Raw genomic sequence first — 15,827 nt, 5'->3', positions numbered from 1 at the left:
CGTGCGGCACGCCGGCATGATCGTTCCCCGGGTGGGAGTCGGCACCGACGTGCACGCCTTCGCCGCCGACCGGCCCTGCTGGGTCGCCGGCCTGCACTGGCCGGGCGAGACCGGGCTGGCCGGGCACTCCGACGGCGACGTCGCCGCGCACGCCGCCTGCGACGCGCTGTTCTCCGCCGCCGGCCTCGGCGACCTCGGCGCCAACTTCGGTGTCGCCGAACCCCGCTGGGCCGGAGCCGCCGGGGTGGACCTGCTCGCCGAGGCGGCCCGCCGGGTGGTCGCCGCCGGCTTCGTGATCGGCAACGTCTCGATCCAGGTGATCGGTGTACGGCCGAAGATCGGTCCCCGGCGGACCGAGGCACAGCAGGTGCTCGGTGCTGCCGCCGGTGCCCCGGTGACCGTTTCCGGCACCACCACCGACGGGCTCGGGCTGACCGGCCGGGGCGAAGGCCTCGCCGGCCTGGCGGTCGCGCTCGTCTATCCGTCCGGGCCGCCCGGATAGGCTCGACAGGTGTCGAGCGAGTCATCCCCCGAGCCGCCCACCGACGTCGACGGCTACCTGCAGCGCGCCGGGCTGCTGGCCGACCTGGGCCGCTACGACGAGGCCGCCGGTGAGATCGGCTTCGCGGTGGCCCTCGACCCGGACAGCGTCGCCGCCCGGATCATGCTGGCCCGGGTGCATCTCGCCGCCGACCGTCCGGAGCAGGCCCTCGCCGTGATCGACGCGTGGGCGGACGAGCCGCCGAACCCGTGGTCGGCCGAGGCCACGGCGGCGGCCACACCGGCCGACGCCGATGGCGCCGGTGCCGGCGCCGCTGCCCGACCCGGCCCGCCGGACCGGGTCGCCCTGCTGGTGGTACGCGGGCTGGCGCTGATCGATCTGCGGCGGTACGCCGACGCCGCCCGGCTCGCCACCGACCTGCTGGCGACGTATCCGGACGACGCGTACGCCCAGCGCAGCGGAGCGGCGATCCTGGCCGGCTCACGCAACGGCCAGCCGGCGCTCAACGCGGCCTGGCGCGGGGTGGAGCTGGCCCCGCAGGACGCCCAGGCACATCTGGTGCTGGGGCTGGTCGGGGCCCGGCTGGAGCTGTTCGACCTGGCGCACCGGGCCTACGGGGAGGCGCTGCGGCTGGACCCGCTGATCGGTGAGGCGCAGCACGACGTCGGGGTGATCCACCTGGAACAGCGGCGGTACGCCGCCGAGCTGGCGGTGCTCGCCGAACGGGCCACCGCGATGGCACCGCCCCCGCCGCCCGCACCGGCCCGGTCATCCCGGTGGGCTCCGGCACCGCCCGGGTCGGTGCCGATGGACCCCCGGCTGGAGCGGCCGCCGACCGCCGAGGAGGAGCTGCGCCGGCTGGTGCTGATCGGCGCCGGCTACAGCATGATCGCGGCGGTGACGGTGGCCTGCCTGGCCGGCAGCGCGGCGTCGCGCGGCTGGGCGGTGGTCGCCGCGCTCGGTGGATTCGTGCTGGTCTGGGTGCTGGCCCGGCGGGTGCCGGGTCGGATCACCGAGGTGGTGTCGCAGCTGGCGGACCGCCGGCTGACGACGGCGGTGTACGCGGCCGCCGCCGCCCCGGTGCTGATCTTCTGCTACGCGGCGATCGCCACCCCGTGGCTGCTGGTGTCGGCGATCGTCGCGGCCGCCGTTGCCCAGTTCATGGTGCTGCGTTCGGCCACCGCCCGACCACCGGATCAGCGGTAGCGCGCCGAATCAGCGGCTGGACAGGCCGTGCCGTGTCGGCGGTATGGCCGGTCAGCGGGCGTTGCCGGCCCAGGTCCAGGCGTACCCGGTGTCCTCGACGGACAGTGCCGCGTCGCAGAGGTCCAGCGGGCGGAAGGTGTCGACCATGACGGCGAGTTCGTCGAAGTGCTCGGCACCGAGCGCCCGTTCGACCGCGCCCGGCTGCGGCCCGTGGGTGAACCCGGCCGGGTGCAGCGAGATCGAGCCCTGCTCGATGCCGGAGCCGCGCCGCGCCTCGTAGTTGCCGCCGGTGTAGAACAGCATCTCGTCGGAGTCGACGTTGTGGTGGTTGTACGGCACCGGGACCGCCTGCGGGTGGTAGTCGACCTTGCGCGGCACGAACGAGCAGACCACGAAGTTGGGGCCGGCGAACGTCTGGTGCACCGGCGGCGGCTGGTGCAGCCGGCCGGTGATCGGCTCGAAGTCGTAGATGCTGAACGCCCACGGGTAGAGGTGCCCGTCCCAGCCGACCACGTCGAACGGATGGTGGGCGTACACGTGCCGGGTCCAGCCCTGCCGGTGCCGCACGTAGACCTCGACGTCGGTGCCGTCGACCAGCAGTGGTTTGCCCGGCCCGCGGATGTCGCGTTCGCAGTACGGCGCGTGTTCCAGGAACTGGCCGCGTGCCGACAGGTAGCGCTTAGGTGGTCCGATGTGGCCGGTTGCTTCGACGGTGAGCAGCCGCAGCGGCACGTCGTCGACGGGCACGATCCGGTGCACCACCGACGTCGGGATGATCACGTAGTCGCCGGAGGTGACGCCGAGTACCCCGAAACTGGTCTCGACGCGGGCGGCACCGGACTCGACGTACAGGCACTCGTCGCCGGTGGCGTTGCGGTACAGCGGGGACGGCCGGTCGGCGACGACGTACGAGATGCGCACGTCGTCGTTGGCGAGCAGTGGTTGCCGGCCGAGGACGGCGTCGGTGTGCCCGGTGTCCAGTTTGTGGGTACGCAGGTGGCGTGGGGTGAGCGGGTGGTTCGGCAGCCGGCGGTACGCGGCCGGCTGGTACGGCTCGGCGGCGACGATGGCGGTCGGCAGGTGCCGGTGGTAGAGCAGGGACGAGTCGGACGAGAAGCCCTCCTGACCCATCAGCTCCTCGGCGTACAGGGTGCCGTCAGGTTGGCGGAACTGGGTGTGGCGCTTGCGGGGGATCTCGCCAACGCTGCGGTAGTAGGGCATGATTACCCTCCGTATCTCCCCGTTGACCGGCCGGTAGCGTCCGATAATCGGACGCTGTTGTCCGTTAATCGTAGAATCCACTAGGTTCGAAGGCGTGTCAATGCAGGTACCCAGGATCTTCACCGGCCTCGTCGACGACGCCGCGGTCTTCCCGCCGGGCAACGCCGACCTGCCCGACGCGATCACCGCGCACCGCGGCCACCGCACCGCCTGGTACGCCGACCTGGTCGGCCCGTTCCTGCTGCCCGCGTCCGAGATCGGCGCGGCGCGGCGGCTGGTCGGGCCGGGCGACGAGCTGGAGATCGGCCTGATCGGCGACACCGGCGTGGCCGCGCTGCCGGCCGCCGTCGAGGCGCTGCCGACCGACCGGATCCGGCCCCGGCAGGTCGAGGTCGCCGTCGCCAAACGCGGCGAGGACCCGCAACCCGGCCTGCGCGCGCTGCTCACCGCCCTGGCCGGCTGGCCCAAGATCAGCGGGTACGCGGAGGTGCCGCTCACCTGGGGGCTGCTCGCCGCCCTGGACGGCCTCGCCGAGGCGCGGGCCGGCGGCATCGACGTCGCCGCCAAGTTCCGCACCGGCGGACTGGCCGCCGAGCTGTTCCCCACCCCGGTCGAGCTGGCCGCCGTCATCTGCGCCTGCCGCGACCGGGCGCTGCCGTTCAAACTGACCGCCGGCCTGCACCACGCCATCCGCGACACCGACCCGGAGACCGGCTTCACCCACCACGGCTTCCTCAACGTGCTCGCCGCCACGATCATCGCCGCCGAGGGCGCGGAGGTCGCCGAGGTCGCCGAACTGCTCGCCACCACCGACGCCGCCCGGCTGATCGAGCCGGCCCGTACGCGCGGCGGTGCCGACCGGCCGCTCTGGGTAGGTTTCGGGTCGTGCAGCATCACCGACCCGCTGACCGACCTGGTCCGGCTGGGGCTGATCAACGGAGGATTCGCGTGACGACCTGCTGGGTGCCCGGTGCCGACGGCTCACCGTACGGGGTGCAGACCCTGCCGTACGGTGCCTTCCGCCGCGGTGGTGGTGGTGAGCGGCGGCTCGGCGTACGGATCGCCGATTTCGTGCTCGACCTGCGCGGCGCGGAGGACGCCGACCTGATCCTCGCCGGCGGTGCGCTGTGCGAGCCGACCCTCAACGCCTTCCTGGCCCTCGGTCGGGCACAGTGGACGACCGTGCGGCGGCGGATCGTCGAACTGCTCACCGAGCCCGAGCACCGGGCAGCCGTCGAGCCGCTGCTGGTCCCGCTGTCCGAGGTGGATCTGGTGCTGCCGTTCGCGGTCGGCGACTACGTCGACTTCTACTCGTCGGAGCAGCACGCCAGCAACGTCGGGCAGATCTTCCGCCCCGGGCAGCCGCTGCTCACCCCCAACTGGCGGCACCTGCCGATCGGCTACCACGGCCGGGCCGGCACCGTCGTCGTCTCCGGTACGCCGATCGTGCGCCCCAGCGGGCAGCGGCGCAGCACCGACGGCCCGGTCTTCGGCCCGTCCCGCCGGCTCGACATCGAAGCCGAGGTCGGCTTCGTCGTCGGGGTGCCGACCGCGCTCGGCGACCCGGTGCCGACCGACCGGTTCGCTGACCACGTGTTCGGCGTGACCCTGGTCAACGACTGGTCGGCCCGCGACATCCAGGCCTGGGAGTACCAGCCGCTCGGCCCGTTCCTGGGCAAGTCGTTCGCCACCTCGGTCGGCCCGTGGGTGGTGCCGCTGGAAGCCCTCGACCACGCCTGGGTGCCGGCCCCGGCGCAGGACCCACCGGTGTTGCCGTACCTCGCTGAGTCGTCACGGCGCGGCCTGGACCTGTCGATCGTCGTCGAGTGGAACGGCACCCGGGTCAGCGAGCCGCCGTTCGCCGGCATGTACTGGACCCCGGCGCAGCAGTTGGCGCACCTGACCGTCAACGGCGCGTCGCTGCGCACCGGCGACCTCTACGCCTCCGGCACCGTCTCCGGGGCCCGGCGTGACCAGGTCGGCTCGTTCCTGGAGTTGACCTGGGGTGGCACCGAGCCGGTCAAACTGGACGACGGGTCCGAGCGCACCTTCCTCGAAGACGGCGACACCGTCGTCATCACCGCCACCGCCCCCGGCCCGGCCGGCACGACGATCGGCTTCGGCGAGGTCACCGGCACCGTGGTGTCCACTCTGCGCAACCGCTAGGTTGTAACGGTGTTGCGGATCGTCTGGTCGCAAATCATCCGTCGATGGACCCGGTCGGTCGCGCTGCTGGTCGGGCTTCTCGTCGCGGTCACCAGTTTCACGGTGCTCACCGGCACGGCCGAGACGGCACGACTCGACGTCATCGGCACGGTGGAGGCGAACGCCCGCACCGCGTACGACATCCTCGTCCGTCCGGCGGAATCGATTTCCGACCAGGAGACGGCGACCGGGGTCGTTCGCCCCAACTTCCTCACCGAGGCACCCGGCGGCATCAGCCTGGAACAGGTCGACACGATCCGCAGCCTGTCCGGCGTGGAGGTTGCGGCACCGATCGCCCTCATCGGTATGGCCGTCCCGGAGCTTCGTGTCCCGGTGGACCTGTCCGATGTCGTGCCCGAAGGAGAACGATCGGCCTTCCGGCTCACCGTCGACTGGCGCATGGACCGTGGCTTGAGCACGATCGGGCCGGATGAAGCTTACATCTACTTCACTCCGAACCCGGTTGCGCACCGGGACATCGTCAGGGTCACCGACGAGAACCCGTTCGGCAGCTTTCTGGACGAGATCCTTCCGTCCGGCGCGCGGGTCAACATCTGCGGCAAGGCGATCGACATCCAGGCCGGATCGTCGGAGGAATCGTCGTTCACCGAAAGTGTGCAGTGTTACTCCCTGAACGAGGACAGCCGTGAGTACGCCGACCAGGCGTTCCTGCTTGACTGGCGCATTCCGTACGTCCTGGCTGCCATCGACCCAGCGGCCGAGGCAGAGCTGATCGGTCTGGACGACGCGATGGTCTCCGGGAGTTATCTGCCCGACAGCCGGGCTGCGGTGGCCGGGGAGGGCGATGGTTGGACCCGAACGATCCCGGTGATCGCGGCCAGCGACAGCTATGTCGATCAGCAGGCGATCGTGGAAGTCGAGAAACTGCCACGCGATGTCGCGGAACAGTTCATCGGGACGAGGGAGAGCATCACCGCTGCCGACAGTTTCGCCGCCAGCGCCTCCGGGGTCCCGGTCAAATCGATTGAGGTCGACGGCGGTGCTGCTGACGCGTTCCTGCTTCGCGACCTCGGACATACGTTCGGCAACACGGTGGGAGCCTACTGGACAGCTGGACCGGTCGAGTGGGACACCGGGACCGACGGCGCGCTGATCCCCCGGGACCAGGAGGTCGCCAGCGAGGTGTGGCAGGGGTTGTTCGGCGGTCGAATCGGTACCGCGCCGATCGCGGCCGACGACCGGAGTTTTCGTGAGCTGCAACTGCACGGGCTGGCCATAGGTCGACAGGTGACCCATCCCAAGTTCACGTTGACCGGCCGGTTCGATCCGGAGCTGATCGACACCTTCTCGGCCCTGTCCGAGGTGCCACTGGGCGCCTACCAGTCGCCCGGTCTGGAAGGCGCGGACGAGACCTCGCAGCGGCTGCTGGGCGGAGCGCCACTGCTGCCGTCCAGCAACCCGGCCGGCTATCTGCAGCAGCCGCCGCTGCTGCTGACCACCCTGGATTCGGCCGAGTCCTTTTACGGGAGCTTCGACCGGTCTTCCGGGCCGGGGCCGGTGGCGGCGGTCCGGGTGCGGGTCGCCGGCGTGACCGGAATCGACGAGGTGTCCCGGGAACGGGTGCGGGTCGTAGCGGAGCGGATCGCGCAGGAGACCGGCCTGCACGTCGACATCACCGTCGGCTCGTCGCCGACCAAGCGGACCGTGGCGCTACCGGCCGGCGAGTTCGGCCGACCCGACCTGTCACTCACCGAATGGTGGTCGAAGAAGGGCGTCGGGGTGGTGATCAGCGAAGCGGTGGAGCGCAAGTCGCTGATCCTGTTCGTCCTGGTCCTCGTGGTCTGTGCGCTGTTCATCGGCAACTCGTCCGCCGCAGCGGTGCGCGCCCGGCGTACCGAACTCGGCGTACTCGCCTGCCTGGGTTGGCCGCGCCGGTCGTTGTTCGCCGTGATCCTGGGCGAGCTGCTGCTCATCGGGCTGGTCGCCGGTGCCCTCGGTGCAGTGGCGGCGTGGCTGGTCGCCGTTCCGGTCGGTGCCGACGTGTCGTGGTCCCGGGCGGTACTCGCCGTCCCGGCGGCGATCCTGGTGTCCCTTGCCGCCGGCCTGATCCCGGCGGTGCAGGCGTCGCGGGCCGATCCCATGGCAGCGGTCCGGCCACCCGTGGTCGCTGGCCGTCGCGCCCGGCTGTTCCTCGGACTCACCGGCCTCGCGGTGGTCAACCTCCGTCGGGCACCGGGCCGTACGGCGTTGGGCTGCGCCGCGTTGGCCGTCGCGGTGACCGCGCTGACGCTGCTGGTCGCCATCACCTGGGCGTTCCAGGGTGTCCTGGTCGGCAGCCTGCTCGGTGACGCGATCGCCGTCCAGGTGCGTGGGCCGGACCTGGCCGCCGTGGTGGCGATGCTGGTCCTGGCGACGGTCGCGATCGCCGACGTGGTGTTCCTGAACGTACGGGAGAGGGCCGCCGAGTTCGCCGCGCTGCAGGCGACCGGTTGGACACACGTTTCGACAGCCCGCCTGGTTCTCACCGAGGGCGTGCTGCTGGGCCTGCTCGGAGCCGTCCCGGGAGCTGTCCTCGGGCTCGGTCTCGCGGTGCTGCTGGCCGGTGGCGCGCCGGAGGCCAGTCTGGCCCGGCTGCTGCCGGTGGCCGCCATCGTGGCGGGTGTCGGCGTGCTCGCGGCGGCCGTCGCGACCGTCCCACCGATCCAGTCGCTGCGGCGCCACCCGGTGACCCGCCTGCTGGTGGAGGAGTAGACCGATGGCTTCACCCGTCGTTGAACCGGGCAGCTCGAGCCCTGGGAAGAGCCAGCCGATGGTCCGGGTGACCGGCCTGTCGAAGAGCTACCGTACGGAGGCGAGCGAGCCGATCCACGCCTGCCGCGACATCGACTTCGAGATGGACGGCGGGGAGATCGTCGCCGTGATGGGGCCGTCCGGGTCGGGCAAGTCGACGCTGCTGCACCTGATCGGGGCGCTGGACACGCCCGACTCCGGCACGATCGAGGTCGCCGGTGAGTCCGTCACCGGGGTCAAGGGACGCCGGCTGGCGGAGCACCGGCGGCGCATCGGATTCGTTTTTCAGCGGTTCCATCTCCTGCCCACCCTGACCGCCGCGGACAACGTCATCGCGCCGCTGCTGCCGTACAGGGTCGGTTTCGACAAGCGGGCCAGGGCGAAGCAGCTCCTCGGCGCGGTCGGGCTCACCGGCCGGGAGGACTCGTTGCCGTCGAAGTTGTCCGGCGGGCAGCAGCAGCGCGTCGCGATCGCCCGCGCACTGGTCAACGATCCGATGCTGGTGCTGGCCGACGAACCCACCGGCAACCTGGACAGCCAGACCGGAAACGAGATCATCGACCTGCTCTTCGGCCTGCGGGACCGGCTCGGCACCTCGCTGATGATCGCGACCCACGACCCCGGTCTCGCCGCACGCTGTGGCCGCGTCGTCCAGGTCCGCGACGGGCGGATCACCGAGGACACCGGGGCGTGAGCCAGCACCGGCGGGCGTACGCCGGGCGTCGGCCAGGATGGGCGCGGGTCAGGGTGGGGTGAGGCCGGCGTACTGCAGGACGGCGCGGATCCGTCGGGCGGCGGCCGGGTCGCGCCGGTCCAGCACCGCGAGCGCCTCCAGGAACAGTTCGCAGTACGTGCCTCCGCAGTGCCGGCAGCCGCCGGTCCGGTCCGGCATGTGCCGCTCGGCCATCCGCTTGGCGATCTTGGCGACCAGCGCCAGGTCGCCGTCCGGCGGCGGCCCGTCGTCGACCTGGTCCGGCTCGCTGTCGATCCGGTCGTGCCCGCCGTCGCGGGGTGCCGGGGCGACACCGCGCGCCCCGACCAGGTTGAAGCGCGGGTCGGTATCGATGTCGGTCTCGCCGGGCACCCGGCTCGGCAGCGGCGGGCGGCCCGCTGTGGGCCGTCGATTGATCTGTTCCGACGGCTGCGGCCGGCGGGTGAACCGGTCGGGCTTGTCATTGCGGTACGCCATGATTCTCCTCGCGTCAGTATTGCCGTCCGAGAAAGCCGTCTGGGGATTAAACTACTGCGATCACTGGCTGCCGTGGAAATTGCACGCAGGTCGGCGGTGCTGCGGCGTTGGGGTTTACGTCGGCGGAGGTGGCGGCTGCGGGTAGGTCATCGCTCCGCAGTCCGGACACCAGCGACTCTTCACCTTGAAGCTCAGCAGACCGGCGAGAAATCCGATCATGGCGGAGCTCGTCATGGCGATCCCGAAGCCGATCGACGACATCGCTTCACCCTCTCGCGTAAGCGTGGTGAGCTGGTGTTTCTCCGGCGGCGTGGCGGCCGGACGGCTCGGGGGTGCCGTGCCGGCCGCCACGCCTGATTGGGGAGAACGGCGCTGACCGTTCGGATGGTTTGCCGGCCCACCGATCGGTCATGCCGTATTCGTCGACGAAAGGTCAGCGCCGATTTGCGGCGCTTCGATCCCGTTCCCGAACGAAGAAGAGTCTGTCGGTCAATCTGCGCCAACGCAACAGTGTCGGAGCCATGTGGTAGAGATATGGCCAGTCAGTCGAATAGACCTCGGTCGACCGAGAGTTGACCTGCCAGACGCGCATGATCAATCCGCAGGTGATCAATTCCTGGAGGTGGCACCAATGTCCTCGGCCCTGTTGAACTCGTCGGTCCCGCGACGTCAGCTTGGTCGGGAGCTGCGTCGGCTGCGTGAGCGGCTGGCCCGGGTCCCGCAGACCACGGCGGCCCGGGAGCTGGACTGGTCGGCGACCAAGCTGCTGCGGATGGAGCGCGGTGAGGTGCCGATCCGCGCCGAGGACGTGGTGCTGCTCTGTGAGCTGTACGGCGCGGACCTGAAGACCGTCGAGGCGTTGGCCGCGCTGGCCCCGAAGACCAAGGAGAAGGGCTGGTGGCACGACTATGCCAGCATCCCGTCCTGGTTCGAGCTGTTCATCGGTTTGGAGGAGGCCGCCTCCCACCTCCGCGAGTACCACACCAGCCTGGTCTCGGGGACACTGCAGACCCGGGAGTACGCGACCGCGGTCTTTGCCCGCAGCCCGCTGCGCCTGTCGCCGGAGGTCATCGAGCAGCGGGTGGCGGTCCGGTTGCAGCGGGCGCAGTTGCTCACCCGGATGGAGCCGATCCTGCCCCGGTTCGACATCATGATGGACGAGGCCGTGATTCGTCGCCCGGTTGGCTCCGGGGCGATCATGGCAGCCCAGCTGCGTCGCCTGGCCGAGGCGAGTGAGCTGCCGAACGTGTCGATCCGTCTGATCCCGTTCAGCACCGGCATCCACGGTGGATCCTTGACCGGCAGCTTCGTGATGCTGGACTTTCCCGCTGAGCTGGAGCCAACCACCGTCTACGTCGAGGGCATCACCGGTGCCCTCTTCCTGGACCGCCCGGACGAGGCCGAGCGCTATACGATGGCCTTCGATGACTTGACGGCCGCCGCGCTCGGTCAGGCCGCGACACGTGACCTCCTCGCCCGGACCGCAAAGGAGTACGAGTCATGATCGACCTGTCCACCGCCACCTGGCGTAAGAGCAGCCGCTCCAATGATCAGGGCCACTGTGTCGAGGTGGCCGACGCCACCTGGCGTAAGAGCAGCCGTTCCAACGGCCAGGGCGACTGCGTCGAGGTGGCCGACGAGTTGGGCGGGGTGGTCGGCGTGCGGGATTCCAAGGACCCGGCCGGGCCGGTGCTGGTGATCTCCCCGACGAGCTGGTCCGCCTTCATCACCGCCACCAGGACCAGTACCTTCAGCGCCTGACCGCTCGCTACCGGCGACGGCCATCACGATGTGAGGCTGAGATACCTATCGGCAAACGGGATAGGTATCTCAGCCTCACATCGTTGACGCTGTCGCAGGCGTCAGACGGCTGAGCCGAACCCGGCGACGTCCTTGGGGTCGGGGCCGAAACGGTTCGAGCCGGGCGTGCCGTTCTGCACGTAGAACACCAGCAGGACGATCCAGCCGATGATCGGGATCAGCCCGATCAGGATCCACCAGCCGGACCGGTCGGTGTCGTGCAGCCGGCGTACGGCGACCGCCAACGACGGCAGCAACAGCGCCAGGCTGACGAGCAGGCCGATGACGCCGTTCGTGGAGTCCTCGAAGTTGGTGCCCAGCGCGGTGTCGAGGATCGAGGTCACGATGCCGACGAGAACGAACTGCGTCGGTCAACGACATGACGCCTCCAGCGTCTCAAGCGGAGCGATCCGTGACACTCAGGGTAGGAGGCTGTCACAAGTGGATCTTGCTTGCCTGAGCGCACGACGCACTCGAGATCCGGGTTCCTACGAACTACGGCGCTCCAGTTCGCCGAGGACCTCGGCCATCGAGAACGTGTCGCCCGAGGCGAAGTCCTGCCTGGACCGGCAGAGATCCGCGAGGGCTTCGGCGTCGGAGAGCAGTTCCAGCGTTTCCCGCATCGACTCGTACTCGGCCACCGAGATCAGCATGACGTCCGCGTGGCCGTTGTGGGTGATCGTGTAGCGGTCGTGCTGCCGGGAGACCCGATCGGCGAGTTCAGCGATACGAGCCTTGGCCTCAGTGATCGAGATGGTCTCCACGGCAGCCATTCTGGTGGCCGGTCAGAGTTTTGACTATCAGCTACAACCCGCCACGGGTCCGTACTACGAGCGCAGCGCGTTTTTGATCTTCCCGGCGGCTTTGTCCATGCCATGCATCACCTTCTGTGCCGTACCGCTGCTGAGCTGCAGGAGCATGCTGGCGCTCAACGCCTTTTCGACTTCGGACAGGCCCTCCTGCGCCGACCCGCTGAGCCGGGTGGCCGCCGCCTGCATCACCTGCTTGACCTGGCCGTCGCCGGCCTTCTCGGCGCAGTTCGTCAGCGACTGCGCGTTGAGTACGTCGAGTGACAGGGTGGCGAACGCGGCGTTGAGCCCGGCCGTCTCGAAGGTCAGCTCGTCACCGGAGCCGTTCAGCAGGAACGACGAGATGATCTTCTCGTCCATGCCGCCGGTCATCCGGGCGGTCGGGCTGACGTACTTGGGCATGCCGCCCAGCTCGCCGCTCAGCGCCTCCCAGGTCTGCACCCGTTCGGCGGCCGACGTCCTGAGCCGGCCGTACAGTCCCGCCAGGATCGGGTTGGGGGTGCGCCGGGCCAGCATGCCGAACAGGCAGGCCCCCATCAGGTCGTGGGTCGTCCATGCGGAGAGCTGGTCGGCCAGGAACGGGCCGTTCAGGCCGCTGCCGGCGGCGAAGGCGGCGAACTGCTCGTCGTCCACCGCCCGCTCCGGCGTGACCGTCACCATCGGGCCCGGCTTGATCATCGCGCCGGTCTCGGTGCGTACGGCACTGCGCGTCATCGCACGACCTCCTCTCGAACCTTCTCGCGGGCGTACTGCTCGGCCGGGTACGGGCCGTCGGTGATATTGCGGTACTCCCGGCCGTTGCGCTGCGCGTTCTCGTCGATGACCTGCTCGCTCGGGGCGCCCCCGGCGTTGACCGTCGCCATGTGCTTGATGTAGCGCTCCGGCCACTCAGCGACGAAACCGGTGCCGAACGTGGTGATGTCCACCTGTTCGGCGATCACCTCGCGGATGAAGTCCTTGTTCGGCTGGAACTTCGTTGGCTGGGGCATCTCGGCGGGGAGGATCTGCTCCGGCTCCCGGCCGTCGTACCGGCGCAGCAGGTCGGCCGCCGCCTTGAGCTGCTCGATCTCCATCGCCAGGTTCAGCTCCCAGACCTGCTTGATCCGGCGGTCATCCTCGTCCTGGGCGAACGACCAGTACATGTAGCACTCGTTGTACTCGTGGTGGACGAGCTGCTCCAGCCAGCTCTCCGCCGGGTCGAGCATCGACTCGTACTGCGTGACGTGTTCCTCTTCCACCATCGCGATCTCCAGGTAGAGACCCCGGGCGATCGGCTCGACGAACTCCGGCCCCACGTTCATGTAGTAGTTCATCGTCTGCTGCTCGGCGGCCGTGATGGTGATGGCGTGCATCCGTGACAGCGGATCGACGGTGTGCTTGTCGTAGTGCTTGCGGATGTTGTCCTCGGGGTGGCGGTGGTGGTGCGACGTCGGCCGCCCCGGCATGACCTCGGTCAGGTAGTCGACGATCGCCTGCGCCTTCTTGCCCTGGGTCAGCTCGTACAGGTTGGAGTAGCGGTAGAGGTGGTCGAAGTCCTCCAGCAGGCCGAACTTGTAGTTCTGCCGCAGGTACGGGTCGGGCTCGTTGCGGGCGACCCAGGCGGTGATGTCGGTCGCCACCTGCTCGTACCCGAGTACGACCTCCAGCACCGACTCCTGGCCGGGGATCAGCCAGTTGATCGACTTTTGCTGCTGTTGCTCGATGTAGCGCAGGTAGGCGAGCTTCTGCCGGAGGTCGATGTCGTCGACGTGCCGGTTCATCTGGTGGCTGAACGTGATCGCCTCCACCTCGATCCCGTTCATCACGATCACCCGGCACCGGGTGTACGGATCGACCCCGTGCGGCTCGTACGGCTCGACGTTGAGTTCGGACCAGCTTCGTAGCTGTTTCTCCAGCGGGATACCGGCTTCTTCGAGCGGGTTGAAACGCATCGCCTCTCCTCGTGAGGACCATCCGACACATCGCCTGCTGCCTACTGAGCCGGCTACGGAACGAAGGCCGCCGACCCACACAAATCACACCATTTCCTGCGAACTGTCTGCAGCGGAACGGCCGGATGGCGGCGGTCGAACGTCAACGGCGGCCGAACATCGACGGCGGCGGACGGTCAGCTGCCCGGGTTCGCGCCGACCTGGCGGGCGGTGGCGGCGGCAGCGGTCAGCGACTCGTCGACGACGCCGGCCCGCTGCCGTACCGCCGCCAAGGTCTCCTTGACAGTGCCGAGCGCACCGAGCAGCTGGGCCGGGTCGCCGCCCTGCAGCACCCGCGCCACCAGCCCTGCCGCCTCGTCGGCCTTCGCGGCGGCCGCGCCGATGCCGTCGCGGACGGCGCGCAGCTTGTCGCCGGCCCGACCCAGCGTGGCCAGCACCTCCGCCGGTGACGGCTCCCTCGGCACCGGCACCACCGTGGCCGCCACCTCGTCGAGCGTGCCGGTGACCCCGGTCAGCCCGGCCTGCAACTCCTTCAGCGTGTTGCGTACCTGGATCATGCCGGCCACGATGCCGCTGAAGCCGCCGGCCGCCGCCTGACCGGCGACCCGCTCGGCTTCGTGCTGGGCCGCCGCTGCGGCAGTCCGGGCCCGTTCGGCGCCCGCCCGCATCGCCTGCAGATCCTGGCCGACGTTGTCCACCGGTGCTGCCACGACCGCTCTCCTCACCCCGTTTGACCTGCTGTTCCCATGGTGCGGGGTGGTCGGCGGAAAAGCCGGCAGACTAGCCCTCGGCTGCGGTCGTGTCCGCTGCCTGGCCGTGGTACCAGGCGAGCTTCTCACCGAGGCGGGCCCGCCAGCGGTGCAGCTGTTCGATCTGCTGCTCGACCGCGTCCGCGTGCTCGCGCAGCAGCGCGATCCGCTCCGGGATGGTCTGCGGGTCACGGCACAACTCGCCGTAGCGGCGTAGCCGTTCGATCGGCATCCCGGTGTCCCGCAGGCAGCGCAGGAAGTCGAGCATGCCCAGGTCGTCGTCGCTGTAGACGCGGCGCCCGCTGGCGTTGCGGGCGACCGGCGACAGGATGCCCTCCCGTTCGTAGTAGCGCAGCGTGTCGATCGAGAAGCCGGACCGGGCCGCCGCCTCGGCGGGTGAGTAGGCCGTCATGCCGCCGACAGTACCGCTTGACCTGGAGCGCGCTCCAGGTCGCAGGGTGGACCCATGACGTACGAAAACAGCACGCCGGCACCGACCTCGCCGCTGGTCCTGGGCGCGATGATGTTCGGCACCCGGATCGACGAGGAGACCTCCTTCGCCCTGCTCGACCGGTTCGTCGAGCGGGGCGGCGAGTGGATCGACACCGCCGACTGTTACGCATTCTGGGCAAGTCAGGACGGCCGGGGCGGCGACAGCGAACGGGTCATCGGGCGGTGGCTCGCCGCCCGCCCCGGCGTACGGCAGCGGGTGCGCATCGCGACCAAGGTCGGTGCCGAGCCGCTGTGGGCCGGATCGTGGCCGCGGGTGCGGGCCGGGCTGAGCCGCCGCGCCGTCGCCGACGCCTTCGCCGGCAGCCTGGACCGGCTGGGCGTGGACAGCGTCGACCTGCTCTGGCTGCACCAGGAGGACCGGGCCACCCCGATCGAGGAGACCGTCGACACGGTCGCCGGGCTGGTCGCGTCCGGTGCCGTACGTCGGGTCGGCGCGTCCAACCACCCGGCCTGGCGCATCGAGCGGGCCCGCGCCCACGCCGCCGCCACCGGCACCCGGCCGATCGACGCCCTGCAACTCAACGCCACCTACCTACGGGCCCGCCCCGGCACGCTGCCCGAGGGGGTGGAGCATCCGTTCGGCCTGCTCAGCGACGAGCAGCGGGACATCGCGCAGGCGTACCGGATGGAGGTGTGGGCGTACACGCCGCTGCTGACCGGTGCCTACGACGACCCGGCCAAGCCGATCCCGCCGGTGTACGACCATCCCGGCAGTACTCGGCGGCTCGCGGCGCTCGACGACGTCGCCCGGGACAGCGGCGCGACCCGCGGCCAGGTGGTGCTGGCCTGGCTGGTGGCGCAGGGCATCCGCCCGATCCTCGGCGGCAGCAAGCTGTACCAGTTGGAAGCGGCGCTCGACGGCGTCACTCTTGCCCTCACCGACGAGCACCTCGCCCGCCTGGCCGTCGCCGGCTGACAATGCTGACAGGTTCCTGACGGTTGGCCGGAATT

The 15,827-nt window shown here is 70.1% G+C and carries 17 protein-coding genes and 1 pseudogene; 10 read left to right on the top strand and 8 right to left on the bottom strand.

The genetic code is table 11. From position 1 onward, the window contains the following. Positions 1-16: 16 nt before the first annotated feature. The gene (gene ispF / locus O7621_RS02605; protein WP_282234425.1) at positions 17-502 is read left to right on the top strand and encodes a 2-C-methyl-D-erythritol 2,4-cyclodiphosphate synthase; all 486 of its coding nucleotides are present in this window, start codon (positions 17-19) and stop codon (positions 500-502) included. Positions 503-511: 9 nt separating this feature from the next. After that, a complete protein-coding gene (locus O7621_RS02600; RefSeq protein WP_282232568.1) occupies positions 512-1,708 on the top strand; it encodes a tetratricopeptide repeat protein in 1,197 nt (398 codons plus the stop codon). Positions 1,709-1,759: 51 nt separating this feature from the next. On the opposite strand, the gene O7621_RS02595 is transcribed toward O7621_RS02600, so the two are convergent. Continuing rightward, on the bottom strand, positions 1,760-2,929 hold the full coding sequence (locus O7621_RS02595) for a homogentisate 1,2-dioxygenase domain-containing protein (protein ID WP_282232567.1): 1,170 nt from the start codon (positions 2,927-2,929) through the stop codon (positions 1,760-1,762). 94 nt (positions 2,930-3,023) lie between these two features. Here O7621_RS02595 and O7621_RS02590 point away from each other — a divergent pair, with 94 nt between their 5' ends. Genes O7621_RS02590 through O7621_RS02575 form a run of 4 tightly spaced genes read left to right on the top strand, consistent with a single transcriptional unit; the run spans position 3,024 to position 8,579 of the window. Next, positions 3,024-3,881 (top strand): hypothetical protein, encoded by an 858-nt coding sequence (locus O7621_RS02590; RefSeq protein WP_282232566.1) that lies wholly within the window; start codon positions 3,024-3,026, stop codon positions 3,879-3,881. Then, positions 3,878-5,095, top strand: a complete 1,218-nt coding sequence (gene fahA, locus O7621_RS02585; protein ID WP_282232565.1) for a fumarylacetoacetase — start codon at positions 3,878-3,880, stop codon at positions 5,093-5,095. Before O7621_RS02590 ends, fahA begins: the two co-directional genes overlap by 4 nt. A gap of 9 nt (positions 5,096-5,104) precedes the next feature. Further along, entirely contained in the window at positions 5,105-7,846 is a 2,742-nt protein-coding gene (locus O7621_RS02580; RefSeq protein ID WP_282232564.1) for an FtsX-like permease family protein, read from the top strand. A gap of 4 nt (positions 7,847-7,850) precedes the next feature. After that, on the top strand, positions 7,851-8,579 hold the full coding sequence (locus O7621_RS02575; protein ID WP_282232563.1) for an ABC transporter ATP-binding protein: 729 nt from the start codon (positions 7,851-7,853) through the stop codon (positions 8,577-8,579). A gap of 48 nt (positions 8,580-8,627) precedes the next feature. Here O7621_RS02575 and O7621_RS02570 read toward each other — a convergent pair whose 3' ends face one another. Continuing rightward, entirely contained in the window at positions 8,628-9,074 is a 447-nt protein-coding gene (locus O7621_RS02570; RefSeq protein ID WP_282232562.1) for a hypothetical protein, read from the bottom strand. 631 nt (positions 9,075-9,705) lie between these two features. On the opposite strand from O7621_RS02570, the gene O7621_RS02565 reads away from it, so the two are divergent. The 3 genes and pseudogenes from O7621_RS02565 (at position 9,706) to O7621_RS02560 (ending at position 10,835) form a co-directional block, all read left to right on the top strand. Beyond that, the gene (locus tag O7621_RS02565) at positions 9,706-10,578 is read left to right on the top strand and encodes a helix-turn-helix transcriptional regulator (RefSeq protein ID WP_282232561.1); all 873 of its coding nucleotides are present in this window, start codon (positions 9,706-9,708) and stop codon (positions 10,576-10,578) included. Beyond that, positions 10,538-10,648, top strand: a pseudogene (locus O7621_RS29140) (hypothetical protein); the annotation flags it as partial. The gene O7621_RS02565 and the pseudogene O7621_RS29140, both read left to right, overlap by 41 nt. Beyond that, entirely contained in the window at positions 10,644-10,835 is a 192-nt protein-coding gene (locus O7621_RS02560) for a DUF397 domain-containing protein (RefSeq protein ID WP_348775306.1), read from the top strand. The pseudogene O7621_RS29140 and the gene O7621_RS02560, both read left to right, overlap by 5 nt. Before the next feature lie 101 nt (positions 10,836-10,936). On the opposite strand, the gene O7621_RS02555 is transcribed toward O7621_RS02560, so the two are convergent. The 6 genes from O7621_RS02555 to O7621_RS02530 all read right to left on the bottom strand — a co-directional run bounded on the left by O7621_RS02555 (position 10,937) and on the right by O7621_RS02530 (position 14,775). After that, complete coding sequence (locus tag O7621_RS02555) at positions 10,937-11,221, bottom strand: DUF805 domain-containing protein (protein WP_282234424.1); 285 nt, start codon at positions 11,219-11,221, stop codon at positions 10,937-10,939. Between the two features lie 141 nt (positions 11,222-11,362). Next, the gene (locus O7621_RS02550) at positions 11,363-11,638 is read right to left on the bottom strand and encodes a type II toxin-antitoxin system Phd/YefM family antitoxin (RefSeq protein ID WP_348775283.1); all 276 of its coding nucleotides are present in this window, start codon (positions 11,636-11,638) and stop codon (positions 11,363-11,365) included. A 63-nt stretch (positions 11,639-11,701) separates the two neighbouring features. Beyond that, the gene (locus O7621_RS02545; RefSeq protein WP_282232558.1) at positions 11,702-12,397 is read right to left on the bottom strand and encodes a hypothetical protein; all 696 of its coding nucleotides are present in this window, start codon (positions 12,395-12,397) and stop codon (positions 11,702-11,704) included. Next, positions 12,394-13,614 (bottom strand): hypothetical protein, encoded by a 1,221-nt coding sequence (locus tag O7621_RS02540; protein ID WP_282232557.1) that lies wholly within the window; start codon positions 13,612-13,614, stop codon positions 12,394-12,396. Before O7621_RS02540 ends, O7621_RS02545 begins: the two co-directional genes overlap by 4 nt. Before the next feature lie 176 nt (positions 13,615-13,790). Beyond that, the gene (locus O7621_RS02535; protein WP_282232556.1) at positions 13,791-14,324 is read right to left on the bottom strand and encodes a DUF6244 family protein; all 534 of its coding nucleotides are present in this window, start codon (positions 14,322-14,324) and stop codon (positions 13,791-13,793) included. Positions 14,325-14,394: 70 nt separating this feature from the next. Next, positions 14,395-14,775, bottom strand: coding sequence for a MerR family transcriptional regulator (locus O7621_RS02530; RefSeq protein ID WP_282232555.1), 381 nt, complete (start codon positions 14,773-14,775; stop codon positions 14,395-14,397). Positions 14,776-14,829: 54 nt separating this feature from the next. Here O7621_RS02530 and O7621_RS02525 point away from each other — a divergent pair, with 54 nt between their 5' ends. Then, positions 14,830-15,792 (top strand): aldo/keto reductase, encoded by a 963-nt coding sequence (locus O7621_RS02525; protein WP_282232554.1) that lies wholly within the window; start codon positions 14,830-14,832, stop codon positions 15,790-15,792. Positions 15,793-15,827: the final 35 nt, after the last annotated feature.

It is taken from the genome of Solwaraspora sp. WMMD937, from assembly GCF_029581175.1.
Taxonomy (GTDB): domain Bacteria; phylum Actinomycetota; class Actinomycetes; order Mycobacteriales; family Micromonosporaceae; genus Micromonospora_E.
This window is presented reverse-complemented; position numbering and strand designations above follow the sequence as displayed.